The organism is Aestuariivivens sediminis, assembly GCF_022662105.1.
Lineage (GTDB): Bacteria > Bacteroidota > Bacteroidia > Flavobacteriales > Flavobacteriaceae > Aestuariivivens > Aestuariivivens sediminis.
Window position 1 is genome coordinate 20,878 of sequence record NZ_JAKMCP010000008.1, and the last position, 16,731, is coordinate 37,608.

Below are 16,731 nucleotides of genomic sequence, written 5' to 3' on the forward strand. Positions count from 1 at the left end.
ATCTGTTTTTGATTTGTAAATTAGCGACAAATGTTTTTTTAAATCACAGTTATGGATTTTAAAGTGTTCTATTTAGTTCTGGTTGGTATTGGATTGATGTCATGCAATTCAAAAATTAAAAATGATGCAACAGCGGAAATTAAGCCAAATATTATTTACATCCTGGCAGACGACTTGGGCTATGCCGAAGTTGGGGCTTATGGACAGGAAAAAATCGAAACCCCGAATATCGATGCCTTAGCACAGTCGGGGATGTTGTTTACCCAACACTATTCCGGAGCTCCTGTTTGTGCCCCGGCACGGGCGACACTTTTAACTGGTATGCATCTGGGACATTCCCCCATAAGGGGAAATGATGCATGGCGCAGTCGGGGCGAGGTATGGGATTATATAAAGATGGTTAAGGATTCTACGCTTGAGGGTCAGGCACCCATAGGCAAAGATGTCGTGCTATTACCGGAGTTGTTGAAAAAAGCCGGATATACTACTGGTATGTTCGGGAAATGGGGGTTAGGAGCACCGCATACCGAATCGATTCCAACTAAGATGGGATTTGATTATTTCTTTGGATATAATTGTCAGCGCATCGCGCACACTTATAATCCCTTACATCTTTATGAAAATGAAGTCCGGTATCATTTAGCCAATGATACGGTACCACCACACACTAAATTCACTCCTGAGGATGATCCTTATGATGAGGCATCTTATGCAAAATTCAACCAACCCTATTATGCTCCGGAGGTGTCTTTTGAAAAAATGATAAATTTTGTCGATCGGCTTAAATCCGGGCCATTTTTTATGTATTGGGCCACACCAATACCCCATGCCGCTTTGCAGGCCCCTAAACGATGGGTCGATTATTATGTGCAAAAATTTGGAGAAGAAGCGCCTTATCTGGGACAAAACGGCTATTTTCCAGTGCGTTACCCGCATGCCACTTATGCGGCAATGGTGTCTTATTTAGATGAGAATATAGGGAAACTCATAGCGCATTTAAAGAAAACAGGAACATACGAGAACACCTTAATCATATTTTCTTCCGATAACGGACCGAGCTACGCTGGCGGAGCAGATTCGCCCTGGTTTGATAGTGCCAAACCATTTGAGAGTGGTCATGGAAGAGGTAAGGGGTTTGTGTATGAGGGCGGTATACGGGTCCCTATGATTGCTTCTTGGCCCGATCATATTAAGCCGGGCACGACCACTGATCATATTTCTGCCTTTTGGGATGTCATGCCTACCTTAAGCGAGGTCGCAGGGGCAACAGTTCCAGAAACCATAGATGGTATAAGTTTTTTAAATACGCTCACACAAGGTGATAAACAGGAACAACATGATTATTTATATTGGGAATTTCCGGAATATGATGGTCAGGTTGCCTTACGCATGGGGCAATGGAAAATGATCTGGAAAGAGATGAAAAAGGGAAATACACATGTCGAGTTATATGATTTGGAAAAAGACCTGTCTGAGCAAAATGATATATCGAATAGTCATCCGGAACTGATTGAAAAATTTATGGCGATTATTCAAAAAGAACATCGAACACCTAAAAACAAAAGTTTTTTAATACCTGCTCTTGAGGAATTAACAGCACATGAGCCATGATTGGAATACACCTTTAAAGTGGAGGCTTTTATGTACACAGAAATGGTTTGTTTATCCTTTTAAATATTGTATTCTGTGGTGTGTAAAATCTCTTTTAAAACAAAATAACTTTCCAGAACCCCTATGTTTTCAATTTTTGAAAGCTTTGATCGCACAAAGTCGTGATAGGCATCCAGACTCTCAATATTTATTTTCAAAAAAAAATCGACTTTCCCTGCCATATGGTAGCACTCCTGAACTTCGCTGAGCGCCCGTATTTGTTTGTCAAATTTGTCAATGAATCCCTCATTGTGATAGCGCAAGGACACCATGCAAACGGCCGTGATGGGCTTTTTTACCAGTTTTTTATCCAAAAGGGCAACGTACCTTTTAATAAAACCTTTTTTTTCCAGTCTTCTAATACGCTCATAAACGGGCGATGGGGTAAGATTTAATGTTTCAGCGATTTCCTTGGTTGTTTTCTTGGAATCCTTTTGCAGAATTCTCAGAATGTCTAAATCAGTTGAATCGAGCTTTTCCATATGCGGATGATTTTACTCCAATTGAATACGTTTTAAAACCATTAAAGTTAAAAACACTTAGAATAGTTAAAAATAAAGATAAAAATACTTTTTTAATTTTAAATTAAAGGTAAAAAAATCATGATATTACATTAATTGTTAATTTTGTACTATAGGGTTTATGTAATAAAAGGACAATGGAACGCATATTAGTAACAGGCGCCAGCGGACAGTTGGGCGCTGTGCTTACCAAGGCCTTACAGCTTAAGTTTGGGGCCGAACATGTTATTGCATCAGATTTGCAATTCAACAAATCATTTAAGGGTGTTTTTGAGACGCTGGATGTCACCAATTTAGAGGCACTGAAAACCATTGTTGGGACATATAAAGTTACCCGGATATACCATTTGGCAGCGATACTGTCCGCAAAAGGAGAGGCTACTCCACTTAAGACCTGGGAGATTAACATGAGCACTTTTTTTAATGTTTTAGAGGTGTCGAGATTGTTAGGCGTAGAGCGCGTCTTCTTTCCGAGTTCAATTGCCGTATTTGGACCTAATGTGTCGCGTATGAATACACCACAATCCTCTAATTTGTCTCCACTTACCGTTTATGGTGTCAGTAAAGTGGCAGGTGAGAATTGGGCCAATTATTATTTTAACAAATATGATCTAGATGTGCGATCCATTCGCTATCCGGGCATTATTGGTCATCAATCCTTACCGGGTGGAGGGACCACGGATTATGCAGTTGATATTTATCACAAAGCCGTTAAAGGAGAACCTTTTGACTGTTTTTTAAAGGCCTCAACTAGATTACCCATGATTTATATTGACGATGCCGTAAGGGCGAGTATGGAGCTTATGGAAGCGCCTTCCAAAAATTTATCCGTTAGGACGGCATACAACCTTGCAGGAATGAGTTTTAGTCCGGAAGAAATAGTGCGGTCCATTAAAAAATCATATCCTAATTTCGAAGTAACCTACAGACCGGATTTTAGACAGAAAATAGCCGATTCCTGGCCTATGAGTATTGACGATTCTAAAGCAAGAGAGGACTGGGGTTGGAAGCCAAAATACGATTTGGATACCATGTCTCAAGTCATGATTGACAATTTAAAAAGGTATTATAATTCAGTAATCGCATAAAAATATCAAGATGTACGGTAAGATTAAGGAGCATTTACAAGAGGAATTGAAGTCCATTAAAAAAGAGGGTTTGTTTAAAGATGAGCGCATTATAACAACATCACAAGATGCCGTTATAAAAGTGTCGACCGGTGAGGAAGTTATTAATTTTTGCGCCAATAATTACTTAGGCCTGTCTAATAACAAAGACGTCATACAGGCAGCTAAAGATACCATGGACAGGTACGGCTATGGTATGTCCTCGGTTCGTTTTATCTGTGGTACCCAGGACATACATAAACAATTGGAAGCTAAAATTGCGGAGTTTTTCCATAGTGAGGATACCATACTCTATGCGGCCGCCTTTGATGCTAATGGCGGTGTTTTCGAACCCTTATTGAATGCTGAGGATGCTATTATTTCGGATGCTTTAAATCATGCTTCCATTATTGATGGTGTCCGTTTATGTAAAGCCGCACGGTACAGATATGCCAATAACGATATGGCCGATCTGGAAGCCAAATTGATGGAGGCTAATGCACAAAACCATCGATTTAAGATTATTGTTACAGATGGCGTGTTCTCTATGGATGGTGTCGTTGCCCAGTTGGATAAAATTTGTGATTTAGCCGATAAATATGACGCCCTGGTTATGGTAGATGAATGTCATGCCTCCGGTTTTATTGGGAAGACAGGCCGCGGGACTATTGAATTAAAAAATGTTTTGGGACGCGTAGATATAGTTACCGGAACATTAGGTAAAGCGCTTGGAGGAGCTATGGGCGGTTTTACAACCGGAAGGAAGGAAATTATAGAAATGTTACGTCAGCGTTCAAGGCCCTATTTGTTCTCAAATTCTCTGGCTCCGGCTATAGTTGGGGCTTCATTAAAAGTGTTTGAAATTTTAGAGCGTGACACGTCCCTTCGTGATAAATTGGAAGATAATACGAGGTATTTTAGAACTAAGATGGAAGCTGCAGGTTTTGATTTGGTTGGAGCTGATGCCGCCATCGTTCCAGTGATGTTGTACGATGCTAAATTATCCCAAATCATGGCCAATAAGCTTCTGGAAGAAGGCATCTATGTCATTGGTTTCTTTTATCCGGTGGTGCCTAAAGGAAAGGCAAGGATTAGGGTGCAGTTGTCTGCAGCGCATACGACAGATCACATAGATAAAGCTGTAGATGCCTTTGTTAAAGTTGGTAAAGAATTAAACGTAATATAAGCGGATAACATGACGCATTTTTATAGATGAGCTTGTTCGAAAGCTCATTTTTTTTAATAAAACTTAAGGGTTAAATTTAAATGTATTATAATTGGTGATCAATATATATATTTAATTCCAAAATGGATGGACATATATCAGGTAAATCGAGTTTCGGAAGACTTTTGTATTAATGGGAATGGGGACTCTCCTTATTGGATGGAGGCTCATGTACTATCCGATTTTAAATCGCCATGGGATCAAAAGGAAATAGCCCCAATAGAATTTAGAGTGCTCCATAATTCTAAGCATTTGTTTTTTTATTTCAGGGTAAAAGACACCGATGTATACATAGACCAAAAAGATGATACTAAGGCCAGTATTAACAATTCAGATCGGGTGGAGTTATTTTTCAGGCAGGATAAAAACTTAAGACCATATTACTGCTTAGAAATAGATCCATCGCCTAGAATTATGGATTTTATAGCCCAACCTAACCGGCAATTTGATTTTAACTGGGATTGGCCTAAAAGCGATATTAATGTGCAGTCATCGTTCGATAGTAAAGGCTTTACGGTAGAGGGTGCCATTAGTATGACCTCTCTTAAGGCCTTTAAATTAATCAATGAAAATGTTATTGAAGCCGGAATTTACAGGGCTAAATATCACAAACAAAGCGACGGGCGTTATGAGCCGGCTTGGATAACTTGGATAGATCCAAACACCAAAACACCAGACTTTCACATCGCATCATCCTTTGGAATTTTGCACTTAGAGGATTGAAATTACCTTTTTATGTAACCCATAAAATTTTCGGAGTTCACAATATCGATGGGAATAAGATTTTTGTTAGGGATTACTTTATTGAATAATAAATAATCGGATAAAAAAGTGACTCCTAAGTAAGCCTGCTGCCTGGGGTTTTGATGAATTAAATAGTCAATCACGCCTGTTTTTAAAAAATGCAGGTTTTCCGGTAATAAATCGTAGCCTACAACACAAGTTCGCTCCCTGTTTTTGTTTAAAAGTGCGGCCAATAAATTTATTTTAGAGTTGGTTACAAAAAAACCATTTATTTCCGGATGCGTATCTATAAAGTATTTAATGGTCTTCTTTAGGTTATTCGCATTTCTATGTTTTAACTTATAGGCTCTAATATTAAAGTGGCCATTTTCTAATTCATTAAAATAACTTCGAAACCCTCTTTCCTTTTCCTGCATATGGGTTGCGTTTTTAAAAATTTCATCGATATGTATTATGGCAACTTCGGCATTATCTTTCAAGGTAGAGTGGATGAGTTTAGCGCCTATTCTCCCACTTTGAAAAAGATCCTGACCTATAAAGTTTTGTGAGTCGGCATCTTTTAAGTCATTATTAAACAAAAAATAAGGCTTTTCTTGTTTTTCACATGCCTCGATAAACGTAATGGATTCCTTTTGGAATAGGGGTGCTAATAAAACACCATCAAAACTGGGGTCTAAAGCCAGCTGGCTTTGTGTTACGAAACTGTCTTTGTTAAAGGGATTAAAATAAACGTACCTTATGGTGACACCAAATGGTGAGAATTCATGACTCGCTTCGTCTATGCCCTCTATACATGGTTTCCAGTAAGGGTCAATTTTAGGATCAGGCATGAGTATACATAAAAGAATATTTTTATTGTTCTTTAAACTTCGGGCGATCAGATTAGGCTGGTAGTCAATATCCTTAAGTATGTTTTCAACTTTTTTTAAAGCTGCTTCTGAAACCTTACCTCTCTTATGGATAACACGATCTACAGTCCCCTTTGATACTCCAGCTAACTCAGCGATATCTTTAATGGTGTATTTTTTCATCCACTGCAAAGGTAAAGATTTTTAATGTACCGATAAGTGGATATTTATAAAACATCAAAATAGTGTGCTCGAACACACTTTTTTAATATTTTTCTTTTTTTATTGAATTTTATTACGTAGTTTCGTGTCCTGAAGGTGATTTATATCGTGTTTATATTACTTATAAAGCCTTGTTTATTAGTGATTTAATGCATTTAATGATATCATTGTGATGGGAATGAATGGCTTAAATATAAAATTATGGATAAACCCACACTTGTAATTTTGGCAGCTGGAATGGGAAGTCGTTACGGGGGTCTGAAACAAATGGATGCGTTTACCCCTGAAGGGGATTCCATAATTGATTTTTCACTTTATGATGCCCTTCAGAGTGGATTTGGCAAGTTTGTATTTATTATACGTAAAAGTTTTGAAAAAGAATTCAAGACGATATTCAATAAAAAATTAGACGGAAAAGCTGAGGTAGAATATGTGTTTCAAGAGCTTGAAAATGTACCTGAAAAATATAGAAATCCAGATCGCGTAAAACCCTGGGGTACAGGTCATGCGCTGCTTATGGCTAAAACGGTTGTAACAGAGAATTTCGCCATTATTAATGCCGATGATTTTTATGGAAGGGAAGCCTTTAAGGTTATGGCAAAGGCCTTGATGGAAACCGACAAGACCTCCTTTAATTTCAAAACCATGGCCTATTTGTTGAAGAATACAGTATCCGATCATGGGTATGTTTCGAGAGGGGAGTGCGAGGTGAGTGCCAAGGGCTATTTAATGGGTGTGACAGAAAGAACGCATATTGAGAAGATTGATGGCCGACTTATGCGTAAAGATGACCATGGTGATTTGATCCCCATAGATGAGGACACCGTGGTTTCCATGAATTTTTTTGGGTTTACCCCTAGATGTTTTGATTTTGCCGAAAACCTCCTGATTGATTTTTTGGAAAAGAACCATGCCGATTTAAAGGCAGAATTTTATCTTCCTACCATAGTTAATGAGATTTTAAAATCCGGAGAAGGAACCGTGGAGGTATTGAAATCGAATGCCAAGTGGTTTGGGGTAACCTATAAGGAAGACAAGGACGTTGTTGAAAAGGCCATTCAAGACTTAAAAGCAGCACATGTATACCCTAAAAATTTGTGGGCATCATGACACAAGAACAACTTATCTATACGTTCGATCAATTTAAGCATGCTTCTGAATATGTTTCATTTAAGGAGCTAGCCTCCGGACATATAAATGATACTTTTTTAATTGAAACCAAAGCGGAGCCGTTCTTTATTGTTCAACGTATAAACCATTCTGTTTTTAAAGATGTCCCGGGCTTACTGTCCAATAAGGTCAGCATAAGCCGTCATATTCAAAATAAACTTTCCTACCTGTCCGATGAAGAACTGCATAGGCAGGTCCTTAGGTTTGTTCAGGCTAAAAATGGGGATTATTATCACAAGGATAAGCATGGGGATTACTGGAATGTCATGATTTACATTAAAGATAGTGTTACTCATGACGTCGTTAGCAATGCGAAAATTGCTTATGAAGGTGGAAAATTATCCGGTAATTTTTTAAATCTTACGAGCGATTTTGATACGTCCAATTTAACTGAAGTGATTCCAAAATTTCATGATATGCCGTATCGATTTTGGCAGTTTGAACAAGCCCTAAAAGTAGCTTCTGAAGATCGAAAGTCAAAGGCGAGAGTCTATTTGCTTAAGGTTGCCGAACTTAAGGAGGAAATGCATATCATTCAAAAATTAAAGGAATCCGGTCAACTAAAACTAAGGGTAACCCATAATGACACTAAAATTTCCAACGTGCTATTCGATAAGCATGACAACGGACTTTGTGTTATTGATACCGATACCGTTATGCCCGGTGTGGTGCATTATGATTTTGGGGATGCCATTAGAACGATTTGCAATACAGCTGCCGAGGATGAAACCAATTTAGACTTGGTCCATTTTAATATAGAATTTTACAGGGCCTATAAAAAGGGTTTTTTAGAAAAAGTGGCATCAACCCTGTCACCATTAGAAATTAACACCTTACCCATAGGGGCAAAGACCATGATTTTTATTATGGCATTACGATTTTTAACCGATTACTTAAATAATGATATATATTATAAAACCAAATATCCTGAACATAATCTGGACAGGGCGAAAAATCAATTTAAACTCATCGATAGCATGGTTCACCAGATGGACGTCATTAAAACCAAAAACGTGTACTCTATGGACTAATAATTTAACCCAATAAACATAAGACTTTTATTAAATTGTAAATCAAATAACCAAACCATTAAAACCTTAAAATTATGACACAACCACCTAAAAGCAGTAATACGGTAGCCATTGCAATAATAGCAGGCTTGTTTTTTATATTCGGTTTTGTAACCTGGATTAACGGGGCCTTAATACCCTTTATGAAAACCATTAATGAGTTAACGGAGGCACAGTCCTATTTAGTAGCATCTGCATCTTATATTTCGTTTGTGGTTATGGCTTTACCCGCTTCTTACCTCTTGAATAAAATTGGGTATCGGAAGGGGATGTCTTTAGGATTGGTTATTATGGGTTTAGGAGCTTTAGTGTTTATACCGGCTGCAGAGGCCAGAACTTATGGGGTGTTTCTGCTAGCTATTTTTATACAAGGTGCAGGGATGACCATTTTGCAAACAGCAGCAAATCCGTATATCACCATTTTAGGGCCTATAGAAAGTGGTGCTAAGCGTATCGCTATTATGGGAATAGCCAATAAAGTGGCGGGCGCCATGGGATCATTAATATTTGGAGCCTTGCTTTTATCGGGTATAGATGAGGTTAAGGGAAAATTAGGATCCGTTTCCGATGCTGAAAAGGGACAGCTTCTGGATACGATGGCCGATAGTGTGGTAACACCATACATAGTAATGGCTCTGGTCTTATTTGTTTTAGGGTTGCTCATCAGAAAAGCACCACTACCCCATGTTGAAGCGGCTCCTGCCCAAGAACCAAAAGCTGGTCAAACTACAAAAACAAGTATTTTTCAATTTCCCCATTTGTGGTTGGGAGTATTAACCTTATTCGTGTATGTTGGAGCAGAGGTTATTGCTGGGGATAGCATTATAGCATATGGTATTTCGTTGGGATTCTCTGCGGAAGATGCCAAGTTTTTTACCACCTTTACACTTATGGCCATGGTAGCGACTTATGCTTTGGGCGTCCTATTAATACCTAAATACCTTAAACAGGATAAAGCCTTAAAAATAAGTGCCTCACTGGGTATTATTTTCAGTATTTGCATACTGTCTACCACAGGATTTACTTCGGTCTTGTTTGTCGCAGCCTTAGGTATTGCTAACGCATTGGTTTGGCCCGCAGTATGGCCATTAACTCTGGAAGGTTTAGGCAAATTCACCAAAACAGCTTCGGCTTTATTAATTATGGCCATCGCGGGAGGCGCGATTATACCTCCATTATATGGAAGATTAGTAGATGCCAATAAACACGAATTAATTGCCAGTGGTATCGACAGGGCAGAAGCAACCGCAATGGCTGCAACAGATAGCTATTGGATACTGATACCATGTTATGTTATTATATTGTTCTTTGCGCTATGGGGTCATAACATTAAAAGTTGGACAAAAATTAAAACTAAATAAATTTATAGTAAAATGATTAAGAGTAGTACAGACAAGGCTACAGGTTTTGAGAAGCGGTTTGAAAATATCAATACCGTGATTTTCGAGGATTCAAAGGCAGCTTCTGTTGAGGTTGCAAGTGAAATTGCTAAGTTGATAAAAGCGAAACAAAAGAGTAATCAGTCTTGTGTTTTAGGATTGGCAACAGGGTCTACCCCAAAGGGATTGTATGCAGAATTGGTCCGATTGCATAAGGAAGAAGGATTGAGTTTTAAGAATGTGATTACATTTAACTTGGATGAGTACTATCCTATGGAACCGGACTCCATTAACAGTTATGTAAGATTCATGAAAGAATTATTATTTAATCATGTGGATATTCTGCCAGAGAACTGTCATATCCCGGATGGGATGTTGCCTAAGGAGGATATTGCCGGGTTTTGTGCAGATTATGAATCAAAGATTGAGGCTTTGGGAGGTATAGATATGCAAATCCTTGGCATTGGAGGTAATGGTCATATAGGGTTTAATGAATCGGGATCACTGCAAAACTCAAGAACGAGATTAGTGGCTTTGGATCATATCACCAGAGTAGCGGCAAGTAAAGATTTTGGTGGTTTGACCAATACCCCAAGAACGGCAATTACTCTGGGAGTTAAAAAGATAATGGAGGCCAAAAGGGTGATCTTAATGGCTTGGGGGGAAGGTAAATCAAATATCATCAAAGCGTCAGCAGAAGGTCCGGTTACCAATCAAGTACCGGCATCGTTCTTACAGGAACACAATAATGCCGTATTTGTTATTGATAAGGCAGCAGCTTCCAAACTAACCCGTATAGAAACGCCTTGGTTGGTTGAAAAAGTGGATTGGTCTGATAAAATGGTGAGAAAAGCAGTTCTTGGTCTGGCACTCAAGTTGAAAAAACCAATTTTAATGCTTACCGATGCGGATTACATTGAGAATGGTATGAGCGACCTTTTGGCCGATTCGGGACCAGCCTATGATATTAATATTAATATATTCAACCAGGTGCAACATACCATTACGGGATGGCCCGGAGGTAAACCAAACTCAGACGACAGTAAACGTCCGGAGCGTTCGGAACCTGCCAAAAAGCGTGTTTTAATTTTTAGTCCACACCCTGATGATGATATTATTAGTATGGGAGGAACGTTTATCCGACTTCATGAGCAAGGGCATGAAGTGCACGTAGCCTACCAAACCTCTGGAAATATTGCCGTGGCCGATGATGAAGCGCTCAGGTTTGCTAATTTCGTAATAGATTATAATGAGAAATTTGGAATTAAGAGTGATGAAGCCGAAGACATTTACAAAAGGGCTTCAGAATTTCTCAAGAATAAGAAAAGTAGTGATATAGATATTCCTGAAGTTCGCCATATCAAGGGATTAATTAGAAAAGGCGAAGCGAGAGCTACGAGTCACTATGTAGGCTTGCCTGACGAACGTATCCATTTTATGGAATTGCCATTTTATGAGACGGGAGCCATTGAAAAGAATCCCGTTGGAGAGGGCGATATTAAAATCACGATGGATTTAATTGAAAAAATAAAACCGCATCAAATTTATGCGGCCGGAGATTTGGCAGACCCCCATGGTACCCATAAAGTATGTTTGGATTCCGTTTTTGAAGCCGTCAAGCGATTAAAGCCTAAAAAGTTTATGGATGACTGCTGGTTATGGCTGTATAGAGGGGCATGGCAGGAATGGAGTATCGATGAAATAGAAATGGCGGTACCCATGAGTCCGGATCAAGTGCTGCAAAAGCGTAATGGTATATTTAAGCATCAATCACAAAAAGATGGTGTTGTTTTTCAAGGCAGTGATAGCAGGGAGTTTTGGCAACGAGCAGAGGACAGAAACCGGGAGACCGCAGAGCTGTACAATCAGTTAGGATTGGCGCATTATGCAGCTATTGAAGCTTTCGTAAGATGGCATTACTAGAGTATAGAATTTAAATTATACCATATCCTAAAACACAACATTGAGGTTCATTTTAAGTTGATTATTCCTTAAGACAGAAATCCTAACGAAACTTGAACGTCTTGATATGGTTATAGCTCCCTTTGATTGATTAATGGTGTGCAAAGCCTACAAATTTTTGTAGGCTTTGTTTTTTTTGATATTGGATCTTCTTGCTTAGCCGAAAAGGTCAATTAAAACTACATGGCATAATTCTTTCCTCGCCGATTCTAAAATATACCCAGGATAGCCCTATTTAGAATGCGACCAAGGTGAACATCCTGTAGCTGAGAATGGTCCATAACGGGTTCCAAATTAAAAAGAAATATTCTAAAAGAGATTTTCCAGTAGCGAATCATTAACTGCATTGGGCAGTGTCACCCTTAAAGAGGGGGTACGTGCCATTTCCCGTTTTATAGCAAAAATGGCTTCATCATTTCTGGCCCAGCTCCGTCTTGCTATACCATTATTAACATCGTAAAATAACATACTCTGTAAGCGGTTTTCAGCTTCTTTGGTCCCATCCAGTAACAATCCGAATCCTCCATTAATCACCTCTCCCCAACCAACACCGCCGCCATTATGGATGGACACCCAGGTGGCTCCCCTAAAGCTGTCACCAATCACATTCTGTATGGCCATGTCGGCAGTATATTTACTCCCGTCATAAATATTTGAGGTTTCCCTGTATGGGGAGTCGGTTCCACTTACATCATGATGATCCCTACCTAATACAACGGGCCCAATGGTGCCTTTTGCAATAGCTTGATTAAAGGCATTGGCAATTTTTGTGCGACCTTCTGCATCGGCATATAGAATACGGGCTTGGGAACCAACCACCATGTTGTTGTGTTTCGCGTTTTTTATCCAGGTTATGTTGTCTTGCAATTGCTGTTGAATTTCTCCTGGGGCATTTTGCATAATCTCCTGAAGCACTTCCATAGCAATGTGGTCTGTTTGTTCTAAATCCGATGGATTTCCCGAGGTACATACCCATCGAAATGGTCCAAACCCATAATCAAAGCACATGGGGCCCAATATATCCTGAACATAGGACGGGTATTTAAAATCAATATTGTTTTTATCCATAACCTGAGCACCGGCACGAGAGGCTTCTAATAGAAAGGCATTACCATAATCAAAAAAGTAGGTGCCTTTTTCGGCATGTTTGTTTATGGCATTTGCATGTCTTCGCAATGATTCCTGGACTTTAACCTTAAAATATTCGGGTTCCTCGCGAATCAACCGATTGGATTCCTCGAATGAAATACCAACAGGATAGTAACCTCCCGTCCACGGGATATGAAGTGACGTTTGATCGGATCCCACATGGATAAAAATATCTTCCTCATAAAATCGTTCCCATACATCTACTACATTTCCAATATAGGCAATGGAGATCACTTCATGTTTTGATTGCGCCATCTTAGTTCGTACTATTAAATCATCCATTGCGTGCACCAAAACATCAACCCATCCCTGTTCGTATCGTTTCCTTGCTGCCTTTTCATTGACTTCAGCACAAATGGTTATACACCCTGCAATAGTTCCTGCCTTAGGTTGGGCCCCACTCATACCCCCTAATCCAGCAGTCAGAAATATTTTTCCGGCAGGCCCTTCCTCAGGGGTTAAAATTTTTCTGAAAGCATTCATAACGGTAATGGTGGTGCCGTGCACGATACCTTGAGGACCTATGTACATGAATGAACCGGCGGTCATTTGTCCATATTGGGTAACACCTAATGCGTTAAATTTTTCCCAGTCGTCCGGTTTTGAATAGTTGGGAATCATCATACCATTGGTCACGACCACCCGTGGCGCATTTTTAGAGGATGGAAATAGCCCCATGGGATGACCGGAATACATGTGTAAGGTTTGGTCGTCGGTCATGGTTGCTAAATATTGCATGGTTACAAGGTATTGTGCCCAATTTTGAAAAACAGCCCCATTTCCGCCGTAGGTAATTAATTCCTCCGGATGTTGGGCAACCTCAGGATTCAAGTTATTTTGTATCATGAGCATGATGGCCGCAGCTTGTCTTGATTTTGCCGGATAGTTTTCCATAGGCCTGGCATACATGTCATAATCCGGTTTAAAACGATACATATATATTCTGCCATAAGCATTGAGTTCTTCGGCAAATTCCTTGGCCAAGACATTGTGCCATTGTTCTGGAAAATATCGCAGGGCGTTACGTATGGCAAGTTGCTTTTCGGACTTGTTTAGAATATCTTTTCGCTTTGGGGCTCTATTGGCATGGGTTGGATATGGTTTTTTAATCGGTAAAATGGTTGGGATGCCCTGTAAAATTTGGTCTTTAAACGTCATGATTTATGATTTAGATACGATTAAGGATCTGTTTTTAACTAACGAAATCATTGCATTAATATCGTCTTTTAAAAGCCGGTCACTCTCCAATTTATCAACTTTTTCACGAATTATACTCAAATTTTGTTCTAGCACACTTGAAAACCTAAGCGGTCTTCTAAATTCCATAGCTTGTGCTGCATACATGAGCTCAATGGCCAATATCTTTTCGAGATTATGTAGTATTTGATTAAATTTTCGTCCCGAAATACTGCCCATGGATACATGATCTTCTTGTCCTAATGACGTTGGAATGCTATCTGCTGAAGGGGGAAAGCAAAGGGATTTGTTTTCCGTAACTAAAGCGGCTGTTGTGTATTGCGGAATCATAAATCCTGAATTTAAGCCACCCCCTGTAGTTAAGAGTCTGGGTAATCCATATTTCCCTTCAATAAGCAAATAACAGCGTCTATCTGAAATATTTCCAAGTTCTGATGCTGCAACAGACGCATAATCCAGTCCCATGGCCAGTGGTTGCCCATGGAAATTGCCACCCGATATGGCAACAGTATCACTTAAAACTATAGGATTGTCGGTAACCGAATTCAGTTCAATTTCTGTTAATTCTTTTAAGTGGGAATAGGCATTTCTTGAGGCGCCATGCACTTGAGGGATGCAACGCATCGAATAAGGGTCTTGCACGCGTTCGCAATTTTCATGGGACATGATGTTTTCTGAATTTTCAAATAGCAACCGCATGCGCTCAGCAACTTTTAATACCCCCTGAAATGGGCGTATCGTGTGCAAGGCTTCTTTAAAAGGAGAAGCACTTCCTTTATAACCTTCAATACTCATGGCACCTGCCAAATCGGCCAAATCCAGGAGGTAATTCATTTTATCCAGTCCGGTAATGGCATGTGCCAAAATAAATTGGGTACCATTAATAAGAGCTAAACCTTCTTTGGCTTGCAATTGAATGGGCTTCAGCTTATGTTCTTTTAAAATATGTTTTGCAGGAACCATTGCACCATCTAACCAAAACTCACCTTCCCCAATAAGTGGCAAAAATAAGTGTGCTAAAGGAGCCAAGTCACCTGAAGCACCAACAGAGCCCTGTTCTGGAACAACCGGGATTAAATCGTGTTCCAAAAAATAGATAATACGTTCTAGAACGGTAAGGCGGATTCCAGAATATCCTTGACAGAGTGCATGAACTTTGCAAATCATCATGAGTTTTGAAAGTGTCTTGCTTATCGGTGAACCAACCCCAACGGCATGGGTAATAAGTAGATTTTCCTGAAGTTTACAGGTTTCTTCCGGCGATATTTGAACATCGCACAAAGGGCCAAATCCCGTGTTTATACCATAAACGGCTTTGTTCGAATCCGCCATGTTCTGAACCATCTTGCGACAGGTATTGACTTTTGCAATAGCATCCGAAGTAATCACGGCCTTTACATGTCCATTACAAATAGCCATAACCAGATCTATTGTGAGCCTATCGCTACCATATTTAAATAACATAAATTCAATAGTTTGATTTTTACAAAGTTATTAGTATTTTTAATTCACAATAAGACTATTTTATTTTTTAATGATAACTATGAGTAATCAATTAGAAATTCGACATTTAAAATATTTTTTAGCGGTAGCGGAGGATTTACACTTCAGGAAAGCAGCCGAACGACTTTTTATTTCCCAACCTGGGTTGAGCAGGCAGATCAAACAATTGGAGGAGGATTTGGGTATAGAACTATTTTTAAGGCATAACCGAAAAGTTGAACTGACCAAAGCTGGGATGTATCTCCAAGGTGAAATTATCAGAAACCTTAAAAATCTGGACAATATCATAAATCATGCGAAGCTGATAAATGATGGAATAGCCGGTAATTTGAAATTGGGATATGTGGGTTCGGCCATGCAGCAGATTATTCCTGATTTATTACTAAAGTTCAAGTTGCATCACCCTAATACCGCATTGTCCTTAAAGGAAATGGATAATGAACGGCAAATTCACGCGTTAATTTCAGAGGATATTGATATCGGTTTTGTACGGCTGGAACGTGTGCCCGATAGCATTGTACGAAAACCTGTATTAAGAGAAAATTTCTGCTTGGTGTTGCCGGTAAAGCATCCATTAGCGGAGGGTAATTTTAAAACCATAAAACAACTTAAGGACGACTCATTTATATTGTTCGACCCTAATTATAGCACCAGTTATTATGAAAAAGTCATGCACATTTTTCAAGATGCCGGATTTACACCAATAGTGTCCCACAATACCATACATGCAGGATCTATTTATAAGTTAGTTGAAAATAATTTCGGTGTATCCATTGTGCCACGCTCATTGCTTAATGAAAATTTAAAGGGGGTTCGGTTTATAGAACTAAAAAACATACCACATAAAACCACGTTGTCACTGGTTTGGAGTAAGGCGAATAGGAATCCCATATTAAAACAATTTTTAAGAAATATTTAATATGAATTAATTGGTTTAAGAACAGTGTTTATTAATAAATTTTGCTACTTTTGGCTACCAAATAAA

13 protein-coding genes are annotated in these 16,731 nt (G+C 39.2%); 9 read left to right on the plus strand and 4 right to left on the minus strand.

Translation table 11 applies throughout. From position 1 onward, the window contains the following. The first annotated feature begins 51 nt into the window (after positions 1–51). A complete protein-coding gene (locus tag MR054_RS15270; RefSeq protein ID WP_242158670.1) occupies positions 52–1,611 on the plus strand; it encodes an arylsulfatase in 1,560 nt (519 codons plus the stop codon). A gap of 59 nt (positions 1,612–1,670) precedes the next feature. On the opposite strand, the gene MR054_RS15275 is transcribed toward MR054_RS15270, so the two are convergent. Continuing rightward, positions 1,671–2,132 carry an Lrp/AsnC family transcriptional regulator gene (locus MR054_RS15275; RefSeq protein WP_242082373.1) on the minus strand — a complete coding sequence of 154 codons (462 nt, stop codon included), beginning with the start codon at positions 2,130–2,132 and terminating at the stop codon, positions 1,671–1,673. 176 nt (positions 2,133–2,308) lie between these two features. On the opposite strand from MR054_RS15275, the gene MR054_RS15280 reads away from it, so the two are divergent. The 3 genes from MR054_RS15280 to MR054_RS15290 all read left to right on the plus strand — a co-directional run bounded on the left by MR054_RS15280 (position 2,309) and on the right by MR054_RS15290 (position 5,225). Further along, positions 2,309–3,259, plus strand: a complete 951-nt coding sequence (locus tag MR054_RS15280) for an NAD-dependent epimerase/dehydratase family protein (protein WP_242158671.1) — start codon at positions 2,309–2,311, stop codon at positions 3,257–3,259. Between the two features lie 10 nt (positions 3,260–3,269). Beyond that, positions 3,270–4,463, plus strand: a complete 1,194-nt coding sequence (gene kbl, locus MR054_RS15285; protein ID WP_242158672.1) for a glycine C-acetyltransferase — start codon at positions 3,270–3,272, stop codon at positions 4,461–4,463. A gap of 126 nt (positions 4,464–4,589) precedes the next feature. After that, complete coding sequence (locus MR054_RS15290) at positions 4,590–5,225, plus strand: sugar-binding protein (protein WP_242158673.1); 636 nt, start codon at positions 4,590–4,592, stop codon at positions 5,223–5,225. A 2-nt stretch (positions 5,226–5,227) separates the two neighbouring features. Here the strand turns inward: MR054_RS15290 and MR054_RS15295 are convergent, their stop codons facing one another. Beyond that, positions 5,228–6,277, minus strand: a complete 1,050-nt coding sequence (locus tag MR054_RS15295; protein ID WP_242158675.1) for a LacI family DNA-binding transcriptional regulator — start codon at positions 6,275–6,277, stop codon at positions 5,228–5,230. Positions 6,278–6,517: 240 nt separating this feature from the next. Here MR054_RS15295 and MR054_RS15300 point away from each other — a divergent pair, with 240 nt between their 5' ends. The 4 genes from MR054_RS15300 (at position 6,518) to nagB (ending at position 11,858) form a co-directional block, all read left to right on the plus strand. After that, positions 6,518–7,426, plus strand: coding sequence for a sugar phosphate nucleotidyltransferase (locus tag MR054_RS15300; protein WP_242158677.1), 909 nt, complete (start codon positions 6,518–6,520; stop codon positions 7,424–7,426). Then, the gene (locus tag MR054_RS15305; protein ID WP_242158679.1) at positions 7,423–8,517 is read left to right on the plus strand and encodes a phosphotransferase enzyme family protein; all 1,095 of its coding nucleotides are present in this window, start codon (positions 7,423–7,425) and stop codon (positions 8,515–8,517) included. The genes MR054_RS15300 and MR054_RS15305 overlap by 4 nt, the downstream gene beginning before the upstream one ends. Positions 8,518–8,591: 74 nt before the next feature. Continuing rightward, positions 8,592–9,917, plus strand: coding sequence for a sugar MFS transporter (locus MR054_RS15310; protein WP_242158681.1), 1,326 nt, complete (start codon positions 8,592–8,594; stop codon positions 9,915–9,917). Positions 9,918–9,929: 12 nt separating this feature from the next. Beyond that, entirely contained in the window at positions 9,930–11,858 is a 1,929-nt protein-coding gene (nagB, locus tag MR054_RS15315) for a glucosamine-6-phosphate deaminase (RefSeq protein WP_242158683.1), read from the plus strand. Between the two features lie 348 nt (positions 11,859–12,206). Here the strand turns inward: nagB and MR054_RS15320 are convergent, their stop codons facing one another. Next, positions 12,207–14,204, minus strand: a complete 1,998-nt coding sequence (locus MR054_RS15320; RefSeq protein ID WP_242158685.1) for a urocanate hydratase — start codon at positions 14,202–14,204, stop codon at positions 12,207–12,209. A 3-nt stretch (positions 14,205–14,207) separates the two neighbouring features. Next, on the minus strand, positions 14,208–15,707 hold the full coding sequence (hutH, locus tag MR054_RS15325) for a histidine ammonia-lyase (protein ID WP_242158687.1): 1,500 nt from the start codon (positions 15,705–15,707) through the stop codon (positions 14,208–14,210). A gap of 79 nt (positions 15,708–15,786) precedes the next feature. Between hutH and MR054_RS15330 the strand changes: the two genes are divergently transcribed. Then, complete coding sequence (locus tag MR054_RS15330) at positions 15,787–16,665, plus strand: LysR family transcriptional regulator (RefSeq protein WP_242158688.1); 879 nt, start codon at positions 15,787–15,789, stop codon at positions 16,663–16,665. Positions 16,666–16,731: the final 66 nt, after the last annotated feature.

Bases quoted from the DNA above. Each gene is read 5' to 3' on its own strand.
- MR054_RS15270 (WP_242158670.1), top strand. From the start codon at position 52: ATGGATTTTAAAGTGTTCTATTTAGTTCTGGTTGGTATTGGATTGATG.
- MR054_RS15275 (WP_242082373.1), bottom strand. From the start codon at position 2,132: ATGGAAAAGCTCGATTCAACTGATTTAGACATTCTGAGAATTCTGCAA.
- MR054_RS15280 (WP_242158671.1), top strand. From the start codon at position 2,309: ATGGAACGCATATTAGTAACAGGCGCCAGCGGACAGTTGGGCGCTGTG.
- kbl (WP_242158672.1), top strand. From the start codon at position 3,270: ATGTACGGTAAGATTAAGGAGCATTTACAAGAGGAATTGAAGTCCATT.
- MR054_RS15290 (WP_242158673.1), top strand. From the start codon at position 4,590: ATGGACATATATCAGGTAAATCGAGTTTCGGAAGACTTTTGTATTAAT.
- MR054_RS15295 (WP_242158675.1), bottom strand. From the start codon at position 6,277: ATGAAAAAATACACCATTAAAGATATCGCTGAGTTAGCTGGAGTATCA.
- MR054_RS15300 (WP_242158677.1), top strand. From the start codon at position 6,518: ATGGATAAACCCACACTTGTAATTTTGGCAGCTGGAATGGGAAGTCGT.
- MR054_RS15305 (WP_242158679.1), top strand. From the start codon at position 7,423: ATGACACAAGAACAACTTATCTATACGTTCGATCAATTTAAGCATGCT.
- MR054_RS15310 (WP_242158681.1), top strand. From the start codon at position 8,592: ATGACACAACCACCTAAAAGCAGTAATACGGTAGCCATTGCAATAATA.
- nagB (WP_242158683.1), top strand. From the start codon at position 9,930: ATGATTAAGAGTAGTACAGACAAGGCTACAGGTTTTGAGAAGCGGTTT.
- MR054_RS15320 (WP_242158685.1), bottom strand. From the start codon at position 14,204: ATGACGTTTAAAGACCAAATTTTACAGGGCATCCCAACCATTTTACCG.
- hutH (WP_242158687.1), bottom strand. From the start codon at position 15,707: ATGTTATTTAAATATGGTAGCGATAGGCTCACAATAGATCTGGTTATG.
- MR054_RS15330 (WP_242158688.1), top strand. From the start codon at position 15,787: ATGAGTAATCAATTAGAAATTCGACATTTAAAATATTTTTTAGCGGTA.